We start from the raw sequence: 16,462 nt of genomic DNA on the forward strand, positions 1-16,462 counted from the left end.
CCCTGAGTCAGGAGAGACCGGTGTCAGACGTCCGCGTGACCGTCCAACGCGATTCCGAGCGGGAAGAGCGCGTGGTGACGACGGGCACTACGGCAGCCGAGCTCTTCCCCGGCGAGCGCACCGTCGTCGCCGCCCGCATCGACGGTGAACTGAAGGACCTCGCGTACGTGCTCGCCGACGGGGAGAGTGTCGAGCCCGTCCTGATCTCGTCCGAGGACGGCCTGAACATCCTGCGCCACTCCACCGCGCACGTCATGGCGCAGGCCGTGCAGGAGCTCCACCCCGAGGCCAAGCTGGGCATCGGCCCGCCGGTCAAGGACGGCTTCTACTACGACTTCGACGTCGAGAAGCCGTTCACGCCCGAGGACCTCAAGGCCATCGAGAAGAAGATGCAGGAGATCCAGAAGCGGGGGCAGAGGTTCTCCCGCCGGGTCGTGACGGACGAGGCGGCCCGCGAGGAGCTCGCCGACGAGCCGTACAAGCTGGAGCTCATCGGCATCAAGGGCGCCGCCTCCTCGGACGACGGCGCGGACGTCGAGGTGGGCGGCGGCGAGCTGACCATCTACGACAACCTCGACCCGAAGACCGGCGAGCTGTGCTGGAAGGACCTCTGCCGGGGCCCGCACCTGCCGACCACCCGCCTCATCCCCGCGTTCAAGCTGATGCGCAACGCCGCCGCGTACTGGCGCGGCAGCGAGAAGAACCCGATGCTGCAGCGCATCTACGGCACCGCGTGGCCGACCAAGGACGAGCTCAAGGCGCACCTGGAGTTCCTGGAGGAGGCCGCCAAGCGCGACCACCGCAAGCTCGGCAGCGAGCTGGACCTCTTCTCCTTCCCGGACGAGATCGGCCCCGGCCTCGCCGTCTTCCACCCCAAGGGCGGCATCATCCGCCGGGCCATGGAGGACTACTCGCGCCGGCGTCACGAGGAGGAGGGCTACGAGTTCGTCTACAGCCCCCACGCCACCAAGGGCAAGCTCTTCGAGAAGTCCGGCCACCTGGACTGGTACGCCGACGGCATGTACCCGCCCATGCAGCTCGACGACGGGGTGGACTACTACCTCAAGCCGATGAACTGCCCCATGCACAACCTGATCTTCGACGCCCGGGGCCGCTCGTACCGTGAACTGCCGCTGCGCCTCTTCGAGTTCGGCACGGTGTACCGGTACGAGAAGTCGGGCGTCGTGCACGGCCTCACCCGCTCGCGCGGATTCACGCAGGACGACGCGCACATCTACTGCACCAAGGAGCAGATGGCGCAGGAGCTGGACCGGACACTCACCTTCGTCCTCAACCTGCTGCGCGACTACGGGCTGACCGACTTCTACCTGGAGCTCTCCACCAAGGACCCGGAGAAGTTCGTCGGCTCGGACGAGGTCTGGGAGGAGGCCACGGAGACGCTGCGCCTGGTCGCCGAGAAGCAGGGCCTGCCGCTGGTCCCGGACCCGGGCGGCGCCGCGTTCTACGGCCCGAAGATCTCCGTGCAGTGCAAGGACGCCATCGGCCGCACCTGGCAGATGTCGACCGTGCAGCTCGACTTCAACCTGCCGGAGCGCTTCGACCTGGAGTACACCGGCCCCGACGGCACCAAGCAGCGCCCGGTCATGATCCACCGCGCCCTGTTCGGTTCCATCGAGCGCTTCTTCGCGGTGCTCCTGGAGCACTACGCGGGTGCGTTCCCGGTGTGGCTGGCCCCGGTCCAGGCGGTCGGCATCCCGATCGGCGACGCGCACATCCCCTACCTCCAGGAGTTCGCCGCCAAGGCCCGCAAGCAGGGGCTGCGGGTCGACGTGGACGCCTCCTCGGACCGGATGCAGAAGAAGATCCGCAACCAGCAGCGCGCCAAGGTGCCCTTCATGATCATCGCGGGCGACGAGGACATGGCCAACGGCGCCGTCTCCTTCCGCTACCGCGACGGGTCGCAGGAGAACGGCGTCCCGGTCGAGGACGCCCTCGCCAAGATCGCGAAGGCCGTCGCGGACCGCGTCCAGGTCTGATCGGCAACGAGTACGGGCCCCCGCCGAGCTACCCGCTCGCCGGGGCCCCTTCTCGTCCTCCCGCCGGAACTCCTGGATCAGCCACGACGAGAACGAACCCGTCACCGCCCCCAGCAGTGCCAGCCCGCAGGCCATCAGGAACGCCGCGACGAGCCGGCCGCCCGGCGTCACCGGTACGGCATCCCCGTACCCCACCGTCGTGAGCGTCGCGCACGCCCACCAGACCGCGTCGCCGAAGGTCCGGATCGAGGCACCCGGGGCGTCGTGCTCCAGGTGGTAGACGGCGAGGGCGGCCGAGACGCCGAGCAGCACGGACGTCATGCCCGCGTAGGAGATCACGCGCGCGTACAGGCTCAGCCGGGGCTCGTCGCGGCGCTTCTGGACGGCCGAGTACACCTTGACCATGCGCAGCGGCCGCAGCAGCGGCAGCACGAGCACCACCGTGTCCAGCCAGTGCCGCCGGACGAAGCGGTGGCCGAGACCGCTGAGCCGGATCCGCACGGCGTAGTCGATGACGAAGAGCAGCCAGGTGGCACACACCAGGGCGAGAGCGAGGTCGCGCCAGCGCCCGGCGTCGTGCGGGACGAGGACGCGGGCCGCGTAGCCGAGCAGGAACAGCAGCGAGGCGACGAAGAGCGGCGCCTCGGCGCGCTGCTCCCATCGGGTCAGAGCGGGAGGGACTGGGCCGTGGTGCGGTCGCTCATCGGCCAAGCATCGCGGTGCGGGAACGGGTCGGGCCCCGGCGACACGCTCGGCACGGGGGAAGCAATATGCTGATCGGCATGACGAGTGAGCCCGAGCAGCAGATCGGAGTGGGGACGCCCGACGCGTTCCAGCGCCTGTGGACGCCCCACCGGATGGCGTACATCCAGGGCGAGAACAAGCCGACCGGTCCGGAGGCCGGCGACGGCTGTCCGTTCTGTGCGATCCCGTCGATGTCGGACGAGGACGGGCTCGTCGTCGCACGCGGCGAGCGGGTCTACGCCGTGCTCAACCTGTACCCGTACAACGGCGGGCATCTGATGGTGGTGCCGTACCGGCACGTCGCGGACTACACCGAGCTGGACGGTCCGGAGACGGTGGAGCTCGCCGATTTCACCAAGCGCGCGATGACCGCGCTGCGTGCGGCCTCGGGGGCGCACGGCTTCAACATCGGCATGAACCAGGGCGCCGTGGCCGGCGCCGGCATCGCCGCACATCTGCACCAGCACCTGGTGCCCCGCTGGGGCGGTGACACCAACTTCATGCCGGTGGTGGGCCACACCAAGGTGCTGCCGCAGCTGCTGGCCGACACCCGCAAGATGCTGGCCGACGCCTGGCCCCTCTGACCGGACGTCCGGACACCGCAGTCACTTCACCACAGGGCGCCCCGGCCTCCGGGGCGCCCTGCGTGTGTCCGCGTGCGGTGACTACGCGTCGTACAGGTCGGCCTTGCGCGGGGTGGGGTCCTGGACGAGGCCGCTCAGTATCGACGACCGGTTGCCGAAGCGCTCGGTGTCGACGCCGTTCTCCTCGAGGACCTTCATGGCGGCGCTGTGCACCACGCGCAGCACGGGTGTGGCCGCACGCATCGCGTCGTCGGCCATGAAGCGGTGGCGCCACGGCTTCTCGGCCCAGGCGTGCCGCAGACCGAAGGGCTCGGGCAGGGTGATCTTGCCGCCGAGGTAGTCCAGCACCGGCGGATACCAGGTGAACGGGGCGCGCAGGGCGAGGCGGACGACCTCGTGGGCGTCGACGAGCGACAGCTTTATGTCGCGGGTCTCCCAGAACTTGACGGTCTTGTTGACCGTCCTGGTCTTCGCGGCGGGCTTGCTGGTGAACAGGGAATGGACGGGACCCAGCGCGTGTCCGGTGACCTCGATGCGCAGGGTTTCGAAGAGCACGGTGACGGTGATCATCATGGTGATGACCAGCTGGCCGTCCCAGAGCGTGAACTGCACGCCCAGGTAGTGACGGTCGCCGCCGCCGAACTGCTGGTGGTTGCAGATCCGCTGTATCTCGTGCGGCTTGATCTGGAAGGTCGCGACGTCCTCGCCCTCGGGGCGGGAGACCGCGTCGGCGTTCTCACCGACGGGCGACACGATCCAGTGGGTGACCGAGGGCTTGGGGAAGCCGCCGGTGTTCAGCGGGCCGCGCTCCAGCATCTTGAGCTGGTCGTGGATGACGCGTATCAGGTCCCAGCTGCGGAACTGGTGGAACTCCTTGCCGGGGTCCTTGGCGACGAGGTCCTCCGCGAGCTGCCAGCTGCCCCAGCGGGTGCCCATGCCGAGGATGCCCTTGGGACCGGCGTAGAACACCGCGTTGGACTGCTGCTCGGCCGAGAGCTTCTCCAGGCCCTGCCGGAGCGCCTCACGGGCGGTCTCGCTGGGGTTCTTGGGCACGGCTTCGGGGATCTTGGCGATGACACCGCCGCCGGAGAGCAGCCCCTCCCAGCGGGCGCGCATGTCCTGGGCGGACGTCTCGGCGATTCGTTTGGCGATCAGCCAGCCGATGACGGGCGCGACGGCAGCCGCCCGTACGTACAGCCCGAGGAACCCGGTGAGGGGCGCCTTGACCAGCAGGAACACCACGCCGATGGCGACGATGGGCAGCAGGGCGTTCCCCAGGCCGGAGAGCGCCTTGTCCTTCGTCTTCGTGAAGGAGTCACGCACGGCGAACGCGATGACCCACAGCAGCATCCCGGGCAGGAAGACGAAGCCGAACAGGGCCGTCACCGCGGTGAGTTTCGTGTCGCGCGCCTTGCGGAGCCGGCTCGCGGACAGGCAGTGCTCGACGACGGTCTGCGGGTCGCTGCCGAAGGACTGGATCAGGGCCTTGCGGGCGCCGCCCAGGGTGCGTTCCTGCACGGCGCGGGAGAAGGCCTCGCCGAGGTTGGGTTTGAAGTAGTCGGACTTGAAGAGCCTGGAACGGCCGGCCTTCACCTCGGACTTGTGCCACTCGCTGTTGGCCTTGAGGATCTCGTCCACCGGGCTGTCGCGGTACGCGGCGGAGGCGAGGGCGTTCGTCGCCACCGCCGCCCCCGCCGCTCCCTGGAGCGGAATCTGCGCTCCGGGAGAGAAATCGAATCCGTTGCTGGCCACTGTCGCCCCCACTCGCCGCCAAGGAACCGCTTCTGCGGCTGTTTCCCAACTGCCGTGCCCGGCACACTTTCTGAGCTGGGACCCCAGCGTATCGTCCGGATCAATACGGCGTCCGGCCCTGTGGACAACCGCGGCCGCCAGGGGCTCCTACGCGCCGTTCGTGCCGCTCCGCCGCTGTTCGCGCACGCGGTCCGCGAGCTGCGCGGGCATGGCCTCGTGACGGGCGTACGAGCGGTCGAAGCGGCCGGTGCCGTGCGACAGGGAGCGCAGGTCGACCGCGTACCGGCCGATCTCCAGCTCCGGCACCTCGGCCCGTACGAGGGTGCGCCCCGCCCCGGACTGTTCGGTGCCGGTGACCCGGCCGCGGCGGCCGGAGAGGTCGCTCATCACGGGCCCGACGTAGTCGTCGGGGACGAGGACGCGGACCTCCGCGACGGGTTCGAGGAGCTGGATGCGGGTGTCCGAGGCCGCTTCGCGCAGGGCCAGGGCGCCGGCGGTCTGGAAGGCGGCGTCGGACGAGTCCACCGAGTGGGACTTCCCGTCCCGCAGGGTGATCCGCAGGTCCACGAGCGGATGCCCGGTGACGACGCCGCGGGCGGCCTGGGCGCGGACACCCTTTTCGACGGACGGGATGAACTGGCGCGGTACCGATCCGCCGACCACCTTGTCCACGAACTCGATGCCGGAACCCGGTGGCAGCGGCTCGACGTCGATCTCGCAGATGGCGTACTGCCCATGGCCACCGGACTGCTTGACGTGCCGGCCGCGTCCGGCGGACGGGCCGGCGAACGTCTCGCGCAGGGCCACCTGATGGGGGACCGCGTCGACCTGCACCCCGTACCGGCTGTGCAGCCGGTCAAGCGCGACGTCCAGCTGCGCCTCCCCGAGACACCACAGGACCGTCTGGTGGGTGTCCTGGTTCTGTTCGAGGCGCATGGTCGGGTCCTCGGCGACGAGCCGGGCGAGGCCCTGGGAGAGCTTGTCCTCGTCGGCCTTGCCGCGTGCCTGCACGGCGAGCGGCAGCAGCGGGTCGGGCGTCGTCCAGGGCTGCATCAGCAGCGGGCGGTCCGGGTCGGACAGGGTGTCTCCCGTCTCGGCGCCGCTCAGCCGGGCGACGCAGGCGAGGTCCCCGGCCGTGCACTCGGTGCGGGGACGCTGCTGCTTGCCGAAGGGGGAGGAGAGCGCGCCGACGCGGATCTCGGTCTCGTGGAAGGGGCGGGCCTCGTGGCCCGGGTCGGTGAGTCCGTGGCCGAACACGTGCACCGTGTCGTCGGGGCGCAGGGTGCCGGAGAAGACGCGTACGAGGGAGAGCCGGCCGACGTAGGGGTCGGAGGCCGTCTTGACGACCTCGGCGACCAGTGGCCCCCCGGCGTCGCACCCGAGGGCGGGGAGCGCGGCGCCGTGCAGGGCGGTGACGGCGGGCAGCGGGCGTTCGAGGGGGGTCGGGAAGCCGCCGGTGATCAGGTCGAGGAGTTCGACGGTGCCGATTCCCTGCCGGGCGCCGCCCGCGGCGGGGGCCGCGGTCAGGACGGGGTGGAAGGTGCCGCGTGCGACGGCGCGTTCCAGGTCGTCGACGAGTGTCCGGATGTCGATGTCCTCGCCGCCGAGGTAGCGGTCCATCAGGGTCTCGTCCTCGCTCTCGGCGATGATCCCTTCGATGAGCCGGTTACGGGCCTCGGCCAGTGGGGGCTGCTGGGCCTCGTCGGGCGGGTTCTCCTTCCGCTCACCGCCGGAGTAGTCGAAGATCCGCTGGGAGAGCAGTCCGGTGAGCCCGGTCAGCGGTGCGTGCCCGTCCGCGCCCTCGGGGCCGAGCACCGGCAGATAGAGGGGCAGTACGGCGTCGGGGTCGTCACCCCCGAAGATCTCGCCGCACACCCGGGTCATCGCGTCGAACGGCGTGCGGGCGGTGTCGAGGTGGGTGACGACGATGGCGCGCGGCATGCCGACGGCGGCACACTCCTCCCAGACGGCCCGGGTGGCGCCGGCCACGGAGTCGGCCTCCTGGGCGGCCGAGACGACGAAAAGGGCCGCGTCCGCTGCCCGCAGACCGGCCCTGAGTTCCCCGACGAAATCCGCGTAGCCCGGGGTGTCCAGCAGATTTATCCGGATCCCGCCCCATTCGACGGGGACCAGGGAGAGCTGTACCGAGCGTTGCTGCCGGTGCTCGATGGCGTCGTGGTCGGAGACCGTACTGCCGTCCTCGACCCGGCCTGCCCGGCTGACCGCGCCCGCGGTCTGTGCGAGGGCCTCGACGAGGGTGGTCTTGCCCGAGCCGCTGTGGCCGACCAGTACCACGTTCCGTACGGAGGAGGGGTGGCCGGCCGTCGTCGCTCCTGTGGCGGCCCCGGTGTGTGCGTGTGCCTTGTCGCCCATGGTGCGTGCCTCCCAGGTGGTGGCGCCGGGGGAGAACCACCGGCGCGGGGTGGGGAGTGGCTGCACGGGCACGGGGAGCCGTCGCGGCGGCTACGGCGACGCCCGCGGTACCTCCGAGCTTTCCACTCCGCCCGGGGCCCGTCCATACGTCGCACGCGGCTGCCCGGCGCAGGCGGCCGCGGGAGGCGGCTGCCGGGCACGCCGCGGGCGACAGGCCTCAGGAGCCTGGGGTGCCCGGACGGTGGAGCGCGGCGGTCGTGACTACGATGGGCCAGCCGGTGGCCGATGGGGCCAGCCGGCCCACCGAACCCTCGGGAAGGCCATGCTGAACAAGTACGCGCGTGCATTCTTCACGCGTGTCCTCACGCCGTTCGCCGCACTGCTGCTCCGCCTCGGCGTCAGTCCTGATGCGGTCACTCTGATCGGCACGGCCGGGGTGATGGCAGGTGCGCTGGTCTTCTTCCCGATGGGGGAGTTCTTCTGGGGCACGATCGTCATCACGATCTTCGTCTTCTCCGACCTCGTCGACGGCAACATGGCGCGGCAGGCCGGCATCTCCAGCCGGTGGGGCGCGTTCCTCGACTCGACCCTCGACCGGGTCGCCGACGGGGCGATCTTCGCCGGATTCGCGCTCTGGTACGCGGGCAGCGGCGACGACAACATCGTGTGCGCGGTCGCGATCTTCTGCCTGGCGAGCGGCCAGGTGGTCTCGTACACCAAGGCCCGCGGCGAGTCGATCGGCCTGCCGGTGGCGGTCAACGGGCTCGTGGAGCGCGCCGAACGCCTGGTGATCTCGCTGGTGGCCGCCGGTCTGGCGGGTCTGCACAAGTTCGGCGTGCCCGGCATCGACATCCTGCTGCCGATCGCGCTGTGGATCGTCGCCGCGGGCAGCCTGGTGACGCTGGTGCAGCGGGTCGTGACGGTGCGCCGCGAGTCCGCGGAGGCCGACGCGGCCGCCGGGACGTCGGGCACGGTGGACCGGGGGAGCGAGGCCGCTCAGTGAGCCGTGCACCAGGGGACACCGAGCCCGGCCCGAAGGAACGGCTGAGCGACGGGCTGTACGGGCTCGGCTGGGCCGCGGTCAAGAAGCTTCCCGAACCGGCCGCGCGCGCCCTCTTCCGCACCATCGCCGACCAGGTGTGGAAGCGGCGCGGCAAGAGCGTGCTGCGGCTGGAGTCGAACCTGGCGCGGGTCGTGCCGGACGCGAGCCCTGCCCGGCTCGCCGAGCTGTCCAAGGCCGGGATGCGCTCCTACATGCGCTACTGGATGGAGTCGTTCCGGCTGCCCACCTGGAGTGCGCGGCGGATCAAGGCCTCCATAGACGTGACGGACGCGCACCGGCTGACCGAGGGGCTCGCCGCGGGGCGCGGTGTCATCATCGCCCTGCCGCACCTGGGGAACTGGGACCTGGCGGGCGCGTGGGTCACCACGGATCTGAACGTCCCGTTCACCACGGTCGCCGAACGGCTGAAGCCCGAGTCGCTGTACGACCGGTTCGTGGCGTACCGCCAGGGGCTGGGCATGGAGGTGCTGGCGCACAACGGCGGGACCGCGTTCGGCACGCTGGCGCGCCGGCTGCGGGAGGGCGGCCTGGTCTGCCTGGTCGCCGACCGTGACCTGTCGGCCTCCGGCGTCGAGGTGACGTTCTTCGGCGACACGGCCCGGATGCCGGCCGGACCCGCCCTGCTGGCCCAGCAGACCGGCGCGCTGCTGCTGCCCGTCACCCTCCACTACGACGACACGCCGGTGATGAAGGCGCGGATCCATCCGCCCGTCGAGGTGCCCGGCTCAGGCGACCGCACGGAGAAGACGTCTGTGATGACACAGGCGCTGGCCGATGCCTTCGCCACCGGAATCGCCGCGCACCCGGAGGACTGGCACATGCTGCAACGGCTCTGGCTCGCGGACCTCGAACCCCTCGGAGACCAGCAGTGAAGATCGGCATCGTCTGCCCGTACTCCTGGGACGTACCGGGCGGCGTGCAGTTCCACATCCGTGACCTGGCCGAGCATCTGATCCGGCTCGGCCACCAGGTGTCCGTGCTGGCCCCGGCCGACGACGAGACACCGCTCCCGCCGTACGTGGTGTCCGCGGGCCGGGCCGTGCCCGTCCCGTACAACGGCTCGGTCGCCCGGCTGAACTTCGGTTTCCTGTCCGCGGCACGGGTGCGGCGCTGGCTGCACGACGGCACGTTCGACGTGATCCACATCCACGAGCCGACCTCGCCGTCGCTGGGGCTGCTGACCTGCTGGGCCGCGCAGGGGCCGATCGTCGCCACGTTCCACACGTCCAATCCGCGCTCCCGGGCGATGATCGCCGCGTACCCGATCCTGCAGCCGGCGCTGGAGAAGATCAGCGCGCGCATCGCGGTGAGCGAGTACGCGCGCCGGACCCTGGTCGAACACCTGGGCGGCGACGCGGTGGTCATTCCGAACGGTGTCGACGTCGGCTTCTTCGCCGGGGCCGAGCCCCGGGCCGAGTGGCAGGGCGGCACCATCGGCTTCATCGGGCGCATCGACGAGCCCCGCAAGGGCCTGCCCGTGCTGATGCGGGCGCTGCCCGCGATCCTGGCCGCACGTCCGGACACCAGGCTGCTGGTGGCCGGCCGGGGCGACGAGGAGGAGGCCGTCGCCTCCCTGCCTAAGGAGATGCGTTCGCGCGTCGAGTTCCTCGGCATGGTGAGCGACGAGGACAAGGCGCGGCTGCTGCGCAGCGTCGATGTGTACGTCGCGCCCAACACCGGCGGCGAGAGCTTCGGCATCATCCTGGTCGAGGCCATGTCGGCGGGCGCTCCGGTCCTGGCCAGCGACCTGGACGCCTTCGCACAGGTCCTGGACCTGGGAGCGGCGGGCGAGCTGTTCGCCAACGAGAACGCGGACGCACTGGCGAGCGCGGCGATCCGGCTGCTGGGCGACCCGGAGCGGCGCGCGGAGCTGCGGGAGCGCGGCAGCGCGCACGTGCGGCGCTTCGACTGGTCGACGGTCGGGGCCGACATCCTCGCGGTGTACGAGACGGTGGCGGATGGAGCGGCGTCGGTGGCCGCGGACGAACGCTCGGGGCTGCGGGCCCGGTTCGGGCTGGCACGGGACTGATCCGGACCGGGGGAAGGCCGGGTGGCAGTCCGCGACCTCCACGGACACGGGCCTGGTCCCGGACATCACCCGCCCTGCCCGGCCCGGACGAGGCGGGCACCACTCGCAGGCCGATGCGCGCGGCAGGCCTCCTGCCTGCGGACTGGCGCTCTCCGGTTTTCGGAAGGTTCTCCCACCTCCGGGAGGCCGGTGCGGTGCGCGGTCGCCGGTAGCCTTCGGCCGTGACCGAATCCCTTATCTGGACAGCCGTCGTGCTCATCGCGATCGGCCTCTACCTCAGCTGGACCGCCGGCCGTCTCGACCGGCTGCACACCCGCATCGACGCGGCCCGGGCCGCTCTCGACGCGCAACTGCTGCGCCGCGCCTCGGTCACCCAGGAACTCGCCACCTCCGGCGTCCTCGACCCGGCCGCTTCCCTCGTGCTGTACGAGGCCGCGCACGCCGCCCGCCAGTCGGAGGAGGAGCACCGCGAGGTCGCCGAGAGCGAACTGAGCACCGCGCTGCGTGCGGTCTTCGGCGAGACGGCCCAGGTGGAGGCGGTGAAGGAGATCCCGGGCGGCGAGGACGCCGCTTCCGAGCTGGCCGCCGCCGTCCGCCGCGTCCCGATGGCGCGCCGGTTCCACAACGACGCGGTACGGGCCGCCCGTGCGCTGCGCCGCCACCGCACGGTGCGCTGGTTCCGGCTGGCCGGACACGCCCCGTTCCCGCTGGCTTTCGAGATGGACGACGAGCCCCCGGTCGCCCTCGCCGCCCGCCCCGTCAGCTGACGCCCGCCGGGCGGGGGCGCCTGGCCGGGGCGCCTGGCCGGGGCTTCCCGGGCGGCTCCCGTGCGCGGCGCGGCCGGGCCAAAACGATCCACCGGCCTGCTATTGGCCCTTGCTGTGGACCGGTGCCGGAGAGTTTGCTCAGCAGTGCATCAGCCCTGCACCTTTCAGCATCTTTCTCCGAGTGAGGTCGATCCATGTCCACGTCCACCACCCCGCAGTCCGCCGAGTCCCCGGCGACCGGCACCGCCCGCGTCAAGCGCGGCATGGCCGAGCAGCTCAAGGGCGGCGTGATCATGGACGTCGTCAACGCCGAGCAGGCGAAGATCGCCGAGGACGCGGGCGCCGTGGCCGTCATGGCCCTGGAGCGGGTGCCGGCCGACATCCGTAAGGACGGCGGCGTGGCCCGGATGTCGGACCCGACCATGATCGAGGAGATCATCGAGTCCGTCTCCATCCCGGTCATGGCGAAGTCCCGCATCGGACACTTCGTCGAGGCCCAGGTCCTGCAGTCCCTCGGCGTCGACTACATCGACGAGTCCGAGGTCCTCACCCCGGCCGACGAGGTCAACCACAGCGACAAGTTCGCCTTCACCACCCCGTTCGTCTGCGGTGCCACCAACCTGGGCGAGGCCCTGCGCCGCATCGCCGAGGGCGCGGCCATGATCCGCTCGAAGGGCGAGGCCGGCACCGGCAACGTCGTCGAGGCCGTCCGTCACCTGCGCCAGATCAAGAACGAGATCGCCCGGCTGCGCGGCTACGACAACAACGAGCTGTACGCCGCCGCCAAGGACCTCCGCGCCCCGTACGAGCTGGTCAAGGAGGTCGCCGAGCTCGGCAAGCTGCCCGTCGTCCTCTTCTCCGCGGGCGGCGTCGCCACCCCCGCCGACGCCGCGCTGATGCGCCAGCTCGGTGCCGAGGGCGTCTTCGTCGGCTCCGGCATCTTCAAGTCCGGCGACCCGGCCAAGCGCGCCGCCGCCATCGTGAAGGCCACCACGTTCTACGACGACCCGAAGATCATCGCGGACGCCTCCCGCAACCTGGGCGAGGCCATGGTCGGCATCAACTGCGACACCCTCCCCGAGGCCGAGCGCTACGCCAACCGTGGCTGGTAGTCACTGATGAGCGACACCCCTGTGATCGGTGTCCTGGCTCTCCAGGGCGACGTACGGGAACACCTGATCGCCCTGGCCTCGGCGGACGCCCTGGCCAGGCCGGTCCGGCGGCCCGAGGAACTCGCCGAGGTCGACGGCCTGGTCGTGCCCGGCGGCGAATCCACCACGATGTCCAAGCTGGCGGCGCTGTTCGGCATGCTGGAACCGCTGCGTGAGCGGGTGCGCGCCGGGATGCCGGTCTACGGCACCTGCGCCGGAATGATCCTGCTCGCCGACAAGATCCTCGACCCGCGCTCGGGCCAGGAGACCATCGGCGGCGTCGACATGATCGTGCGCCGTAACGCTTTCGGGCGGCAGAACGAGTCGTTCGAGGCGGCCGTCGAGGTCGCCGGGATCGACGGCGGTCCGGTCGAGGGCGTCTTCATCCGCGCCCCCTGGGTCGAATCCGTGGGCGCGCAGGCCCAGGTGATCGCCGAGCACGGCGGCCATATCGTGGCGGTACGGCAGGGAAACGCCCTTGCCACGTCATTCCATCCCGAACTGACCGGGGACCACCGGCTCCACGCGTACTTCGTCGACATGGTGCGCGCAGCGGGCTGACTCGATCCCGGTAGGATCTCTCGGGTTCGTACGGAATTTGGTGACGCGAAGGAGAAGGCAGATGTCCGGCCACTCTAAATGGGCTACGACGAAGCACAAGAAGGCCGTGATTGACGCCAAGCGCGGCAAGCTCTTCGCGAAGCTGATCAAGAACATCGAGGTCGCGGCCCGCACCGGCGGTGTGGACCCCGAGGGCAACCCGACCCTTGTGGACGCGATCCAGAAGGCGAAGAAGAGCTCGGTCCCGAACAAGAACATCGACTCCGCGGTCAAGCGCGGTGGCGGTCTCGAAGCGGGCGGCGTCGACTATCAGACGATCATGTACGAAGGCTACGGCCCGAACGGTGTCGCGGTGCTCATCGAGTGCCTCACCGACAACCGCAACCGTGCCGCGTCCGACGTACGCGTCGCCATGACGCGCAACGGCGGCTCGATGGCCGACCCGGGCTCGGTCTCCTACCTGTTCAACCGCAAGGGCGTCGTCATCGTCGCCAAGGGCGAGCTGTCCGAGGACGACGTGCTCGGCGCGGTGCTCGACGCGGGCGCCGAGGAGGTCAACGACCTCGGTGAGAGCTACGAGGTCGTCAGCGAGGCCACCGACATGGTCGCGGTCCGCACCGCCCTCCAGGAGGCGGGCATCGACTACGACTCGGCCGAGGCCAACTTCCTGCCCACCATGCAGGTCGACCTCGACGAGGAGGGCGCGCGCAAGATCTTCAAGCTGATCGACGCGCTGGAGGACAGCGACGACGTGCAGAACGTCTTCGCCAACTTCGACGTCTCCGACGAGGTCATGGAGAAGGTCGACGCCTGAGCGGTCGTCGGTTGACCGGCGCAGTTTTCCGTGGACGGGCCGGCGGGGACACACCCCGTCGGCCCGTCGCATTGTCAGTGCGAGCCGATAGCCTGCGGGAACAGTTGACCGATCGGCAGGGAGGGGACGACCCATGCGGGTACTCGGTGTGGACCCCGGGCTGACCCGGTGCGGCGTCGGAGTCGTCGAAGGCGTCGCCGGCCGTCCCCTGACGATGCTCGGCGTCGGTGTCGTGCGCACCCCGGCCGACGCGGAGCTCGGCCACCGGCTGGTGGCCATCGAGCGCGGCATCGAGGAGTGGCTCGACGAGCACCGCCCCGAATTCGTCGCCGTGGAGCGGGTGTTCAGCCAGCACAACGTCCGTACGGTGATGGGCACCGCCCAGGCCAGCGCGGTCGCCATGCTCTGCGCGTCCCGCCGTGGCATCCCGGTCGCCCTGCACACGCCCAGCGAGGTCAAGGCGGCCGTCACCGGCAGCGGCCGCGCCGACAAGGCACAGGTCGGGGCCATGGTCACCCGGCTGCTGCGGCTGGACGCCCCGCCGAAACCGGCCGACGCCGCCGACGCGCTGGCCCTCGCCATCTGCCACATCTGGCGCGCCCCCGCGGTCAACCGCCTCCAGCAGGCGCACGCGGCCGCGGCCGCCGCCCGCACCCCGCGCGTCCCGCGCACCGCAGCAGTTCCCGTCCGGAAGGTCCCCCGATGATCGCCTTCGTCAGCGGCCCAGTGGCCGCGCTCTCCCCGACCACGGCCGTCATCGAGGTAGGCGGCATCGGCATGGCCGTCCAGTGCGCCCCGAACACCCTCGCCGGTCTCCGCATCGGCAAGGACGCCAAGCTGGCCACCTCCCTCGTCGTGCGGGAGGACTCGCTGACCCTCTACGGCTTCGCCGACGACGACGAGCGGCAGACCTTCGAGCTGCTCCAGACCGCCAGCGGGGTCGGGCCCCGGCTCGCCCAGGCCATGCTCGCCACGCACAGCCCGGACGCCCTGCGCATCGCCGTGTCCACCGGGGACGAGAAGGCGCTCACCGCCGTGTCCGGCATCGGCAAGAAGGGCGCGCAGAAGCTGCTGCTCGAACTGAAGGACAGACTCGGCGAGCCGGTCGGCGCCCACATCGGCCAGCAGGGCATCGGCACCGCGGTCTCCTCCTCCTGGCGCGACCAGCTGCAGGCCGCCCTCATCGGCCTCGGATACGCGACCAGGGAGGCGGACGAGGCCGTGTCCGCAGTGGCCCCGCAGGCGGAGGCGGCCCTCGCGGACGGCGCCCAGCCGCCCGTGCCGCAGCTGCTGCGGGCCGCCCTGCAGACCCTCAACCGCGCGCGCTGAGCCGGCCCCGGCGGCACGCGCCCGCCGGACCGCGACACCCCGGGCCGGGCACCGCACGGCCCGGCACCGAAACACCCGAGGCGGGACTGACGAGATGAACTGGGACGAGACCGGACCCGACACCGACGAGCTGCTCGACGAGCGGCTCGTCGGCGCCGGCGCGGACGGCGAGGACGCTTCGGTCGAGGCGGCGCTGCGCCCCAAGGACCTCGACGAGTTCGTCGGCCAGGAGACGGTGCGCGAACAGCTCGACCTGGTCCTCAAGGCGGCCCGCGCCCGCGGCGCCACCGCCGACCACGTGCTGCTCTCCGGCGCCCCGGGCCTGGGCAAGACCACCCTCTCCATGATCATCGCCGCGGAGATGAACGCCCCGATCCGGATCACCTCAGGCCCCGCCATCCAGCACGCGGGCGACCTGGCGGCGATCCTGTCTTCGCTCCAGGAGGGCGAGGTCCTCTTCCTCGACGAGATCCACCGCATGTCCCGGCCCGCCGAGGAGATGCTCTACATGGCCATGGAGGACTTCCGGGTCGACGTGATCGTCGGCAAGGGACCGGGGGCCACCGCCATCCCGCTGGAACTGCCGCCCTTCACCCTGGTCGGCGCCACCACCAGGGCCGGGCTGCTGCCGCCCCCGCTGCGGGACCGTTTCGGCTTCACCGGACACATGGAGTTCTACACCCCGGTGGAACTGGAACGGGTGATCCACCGCTCCGCCCGCCTCCTCGACGTCGAGATGGACGCCGAGGGCGCCGCCGAGATCGCCGGACGCTCCCGCGGCACGCCCCGGATCGCCAACCGGCTGCTGCGCCGCGTGCGGGACTACGCCCAGGTCAAGGCCGACGGCCGGATCGACCGGGACATCGCCGCGGCCGCCCTGAAGGTGTACGAGGTGGACGCCCGCGGCCTGGACCGGCTGGACCGGGCGGTGCTCGGCGCCCTGATGAAGCTGTTCGGCGGCGGCCCGGTCGGCCTGTCCACGCTCGCGGTCGCGGTGGGCGAGGAGCGCGAGACGGTCGAGGAGGTCGCCGAGCCCTTCCTGGTACGCGAAGGACTGCTGGCCAGGACGCCGAGGGGACGGGTCGCCACACCGGCTGCCTGGGCCCACCTCGGGCTGGTTCCGCCGCAGCAAGGCGGAAAGGGACAACAGGGCCTGTTCGGGGCGTGATGAGTCACAGGTTGGCCCGCAGAGGAACCCCGGTGCCATGCTGGGCGTTGTTCCATCGATGCGGACTCGCTTAGACTCCGCCGATGCCGCCCTTAAAGGTCGGTGTACCCACCCCCGAAGACCAGGCCGC

14 protein-coding genes and 1 pseudogene are annotated in these 16,462 nt (G+C 71.1%); 12 read left to right on the forward strand and 3 right to left on the reverse strand.

Going from position 1 to position 16,462, the window contains the following annotated elements; all coding sequences use genetic code 11:
• Positions 1 to 20 precede the first annotated feature (20 nt).
• Complete coding sequence (gene thrS / locus LNW71_RS28205; protein ID WP_250970774.1) at positions 21 to 1,997, forward strand: threonine--tRNA ligase; 1,977 nt, start codon at positions 21 to 23, stop codon at positions 1,995 to 1,997.
• A 30-nt stretch (positions 1,998 to 2,027) separates the two neighbouring features.
• On the opposite strand, the pseudogene LNW71_RS28210 reads toward thrS, so the two are convergent.
• Positions 2,028 to 2,708 (reverse strand): annotated as a pseudogene (locus LNW71_RS28210) (potassium channel family protein); the annotation flags it as partial.
• A gap of 59 nt (positions 2,709 to 2,767) precedes the next feature.
• Between LNW71_RS28210 and LNW71_RS28215 the strand changes: the two are divergent.
• On the forward strand, positions 2,768 to 3,325 hold the full coding sequence (locus tag LNW71_RS28215) for an HIT domain-containing protein (protein ID WP_250970775.1): 558 nt from the start codon (positions 2,768 to 2,770) through the stop codon (positions 3,323 to 3,325).
• A gap of 81 nt (positions 3,326 to 3,406) precedes the next feature.
• Here LNW71_RS28215 and LNW71_RS28220 read toward each other — a convergent pair whose 3' ends face one another.
• Both LNW71_RS28220 and LNW71_RS28225 read right to left on the reverse strand, forming a co-directional pair.
• Entirely contained in the window at positions 3,407 to 5,077 is a 1,671-nt protein-coding gene (locus LNW71_RS28220) for a hypothetical protein (protein ID WP_250970776.1), read from the reverse strand.
• Between the two features lie 147 nt (positions 5,078 to 5,224).
• Positions 5,225 to 7,450: an elongation factor G-like protein EF-G2 gene (locus tag LNW71_RS28225; RefSeq protein WP_250972175.1), complete on the reverse strand. Its 2,226-nt coding sequence runs from the start codon at positions 7,448 to 7,450 to the stop codon at positions 5,225 to 5,227.
• Between the two features lie 322 nt (positions 7,451 to 7,772).
• Here LNW71_RS28225 and pgsA point away from each other — a divergent pair, with 322 nt between their 5' ends.
• The 10 genes from pgsA to ruvB all read left to right on the forward strand — a co-directional run bounded on the left by pgsA (position 7,773) and on the right by ruvB (position 16,332).
• Positions 7,773 to 8,453, forward strand: a complete 681-nt coding sequence (gene pgsA, locus LNW71_RS28230) for a phosphatidylinositol phosphate synthase (RefSeq protein WP_250970777.1) — start codon at positions 7,773 to 7,775, stop codon at positions 8,451 to 8,453.
• Positions 8,450 to 9,385: a phosphatidylinositol mannoside acyltransferase gene (locus LNW71_RS28235; RefSeq protein ID WP_250970778.1), complete on the forward strand. Its 936-nt coding sequence runs from the start codon at positions 8,450 to 8,452 to the stop codon at positions 9,383 to 9,385. Before pgsA ends, LNW71_RS28235 begins: the two co-directional genes overlap by 4 nt.
• Positions 9,382 to 10,542, forward strand: coding sequence for a glycosyltransferase family 4 protein (locus tag LNW71_RS28240; protein WP_250970779.1), 1,161 nt, complete (start codon positions 9,382 to 9,384; stop codon positions 10,540 to 10,542). The genes LNW71_RS28235 and LNW71_RS28240 overlap by 4 nt, the downstream gene beginning before the upstream one ends.
• Positions 10,543 to 10,763: 221 nt before the next feature.
• On the forward strand, positions 10,764 to 11,309 hold the full coding sequence (locus tag LNW71_RS28245; RefSeq protein WP_250970780.1) for a hypothetical protein: 546 nt from the start codon (positions 10,764 to 10,766) through the stop codon (positions 11,307 to 11,309).
• A gap of 194 nt (positions 11,310 to 11,503) precedes the next feature.
• On the forward strand, positions 11,504 to 12,421 hold the full coding sequence (gene pdxS / locus LNW71_RS28250) for a pyridoxal 5'-phosphate synthase lyase subunit PdxS (protein WP_250970781.1): 918 nt from the start codon (positions 11,504 to 11,506) through the stop codon (positions 12,419 to 12,421).
• 6 nt (positions 12,422 to 12,427) lie between these two features.
• On the forward strand, positions 12,428 to 13,021 hold the full coding sequence (gene pdxT / locus LNW71_RS28255; RefSeq protein ID WP_250970782.1) for a pyridoxal 5'-phosphate synthase glutaminase subunit PdxT: 594 nt from the start codon (positions 12,428 to 12,430) through the stop codon (positions 13,019 to 13,021).
• A 61-nt stretch (positions 13,022 to 13,082) separates the two neighbouring features.
• On the forward strand, positions 13,083 to 13,835 hold the full coding sequence (locus tag LNW71_RS28260; protein WP_250970783.1) for a YebC/PmpR family DNA-binding transcriptional regulator: 753 nt from the start codon (positions 13,083 to 13,085) through the stop codon (positions 13,833 to 13,835).
• A gap of 133 nt (positions 13,836 to 13,968) precedes the next feature.
• Complete coding sequence (ruvC, locus tag LNW71_RS28265; protein WP_250970784.1) at positions 13,969 to 14,541, forward strand: crossover junction endodeoxyribonuclease RuvC; 573 nt, start codon at positions 13,969 to 13,971, stop codon at positions 14,539 to 14,541.
• Entirely contained in the window at positions 14,538 to 15,164 is a 627-nt protein-coding gene (gene ruvA, locus LNW71_RS28270) for a Holliday junction branch migration protein RuvA (RefSeq protein ID WP_250970785.1), read from the forward strand. Before ruvC ends, ruvA begins: the two co-directional genes overlap by 4 nt.
• A gap of 94 nt (positions 15,165 to 15,258) precedes the next feature.
• Positions 15,259 to 16,332 (forward strand): Holliday junction branch migration DNA helicase RuvB, encoded by a 1,074-nt coding sequence (gene ruvB, locus LNW71_RS28275; RefSeq protein WP_250970786.1) that lies wholly within the window; start codon positions 15,259 to 15,261, stop codon positions 16,330 to 16,332.
• Positions 16,333 to 16,462 lie beyond the last annotated feature (130 nt).

Source organism: Streptomyces sp. RKAG290 (assembly GCF_023701695.1).
Taxonomy (GTDB): Bacteria; Actinomycetota; Actinomycetes; order Streptomycetales; family Streptomycetaceae; genus Streptomyces.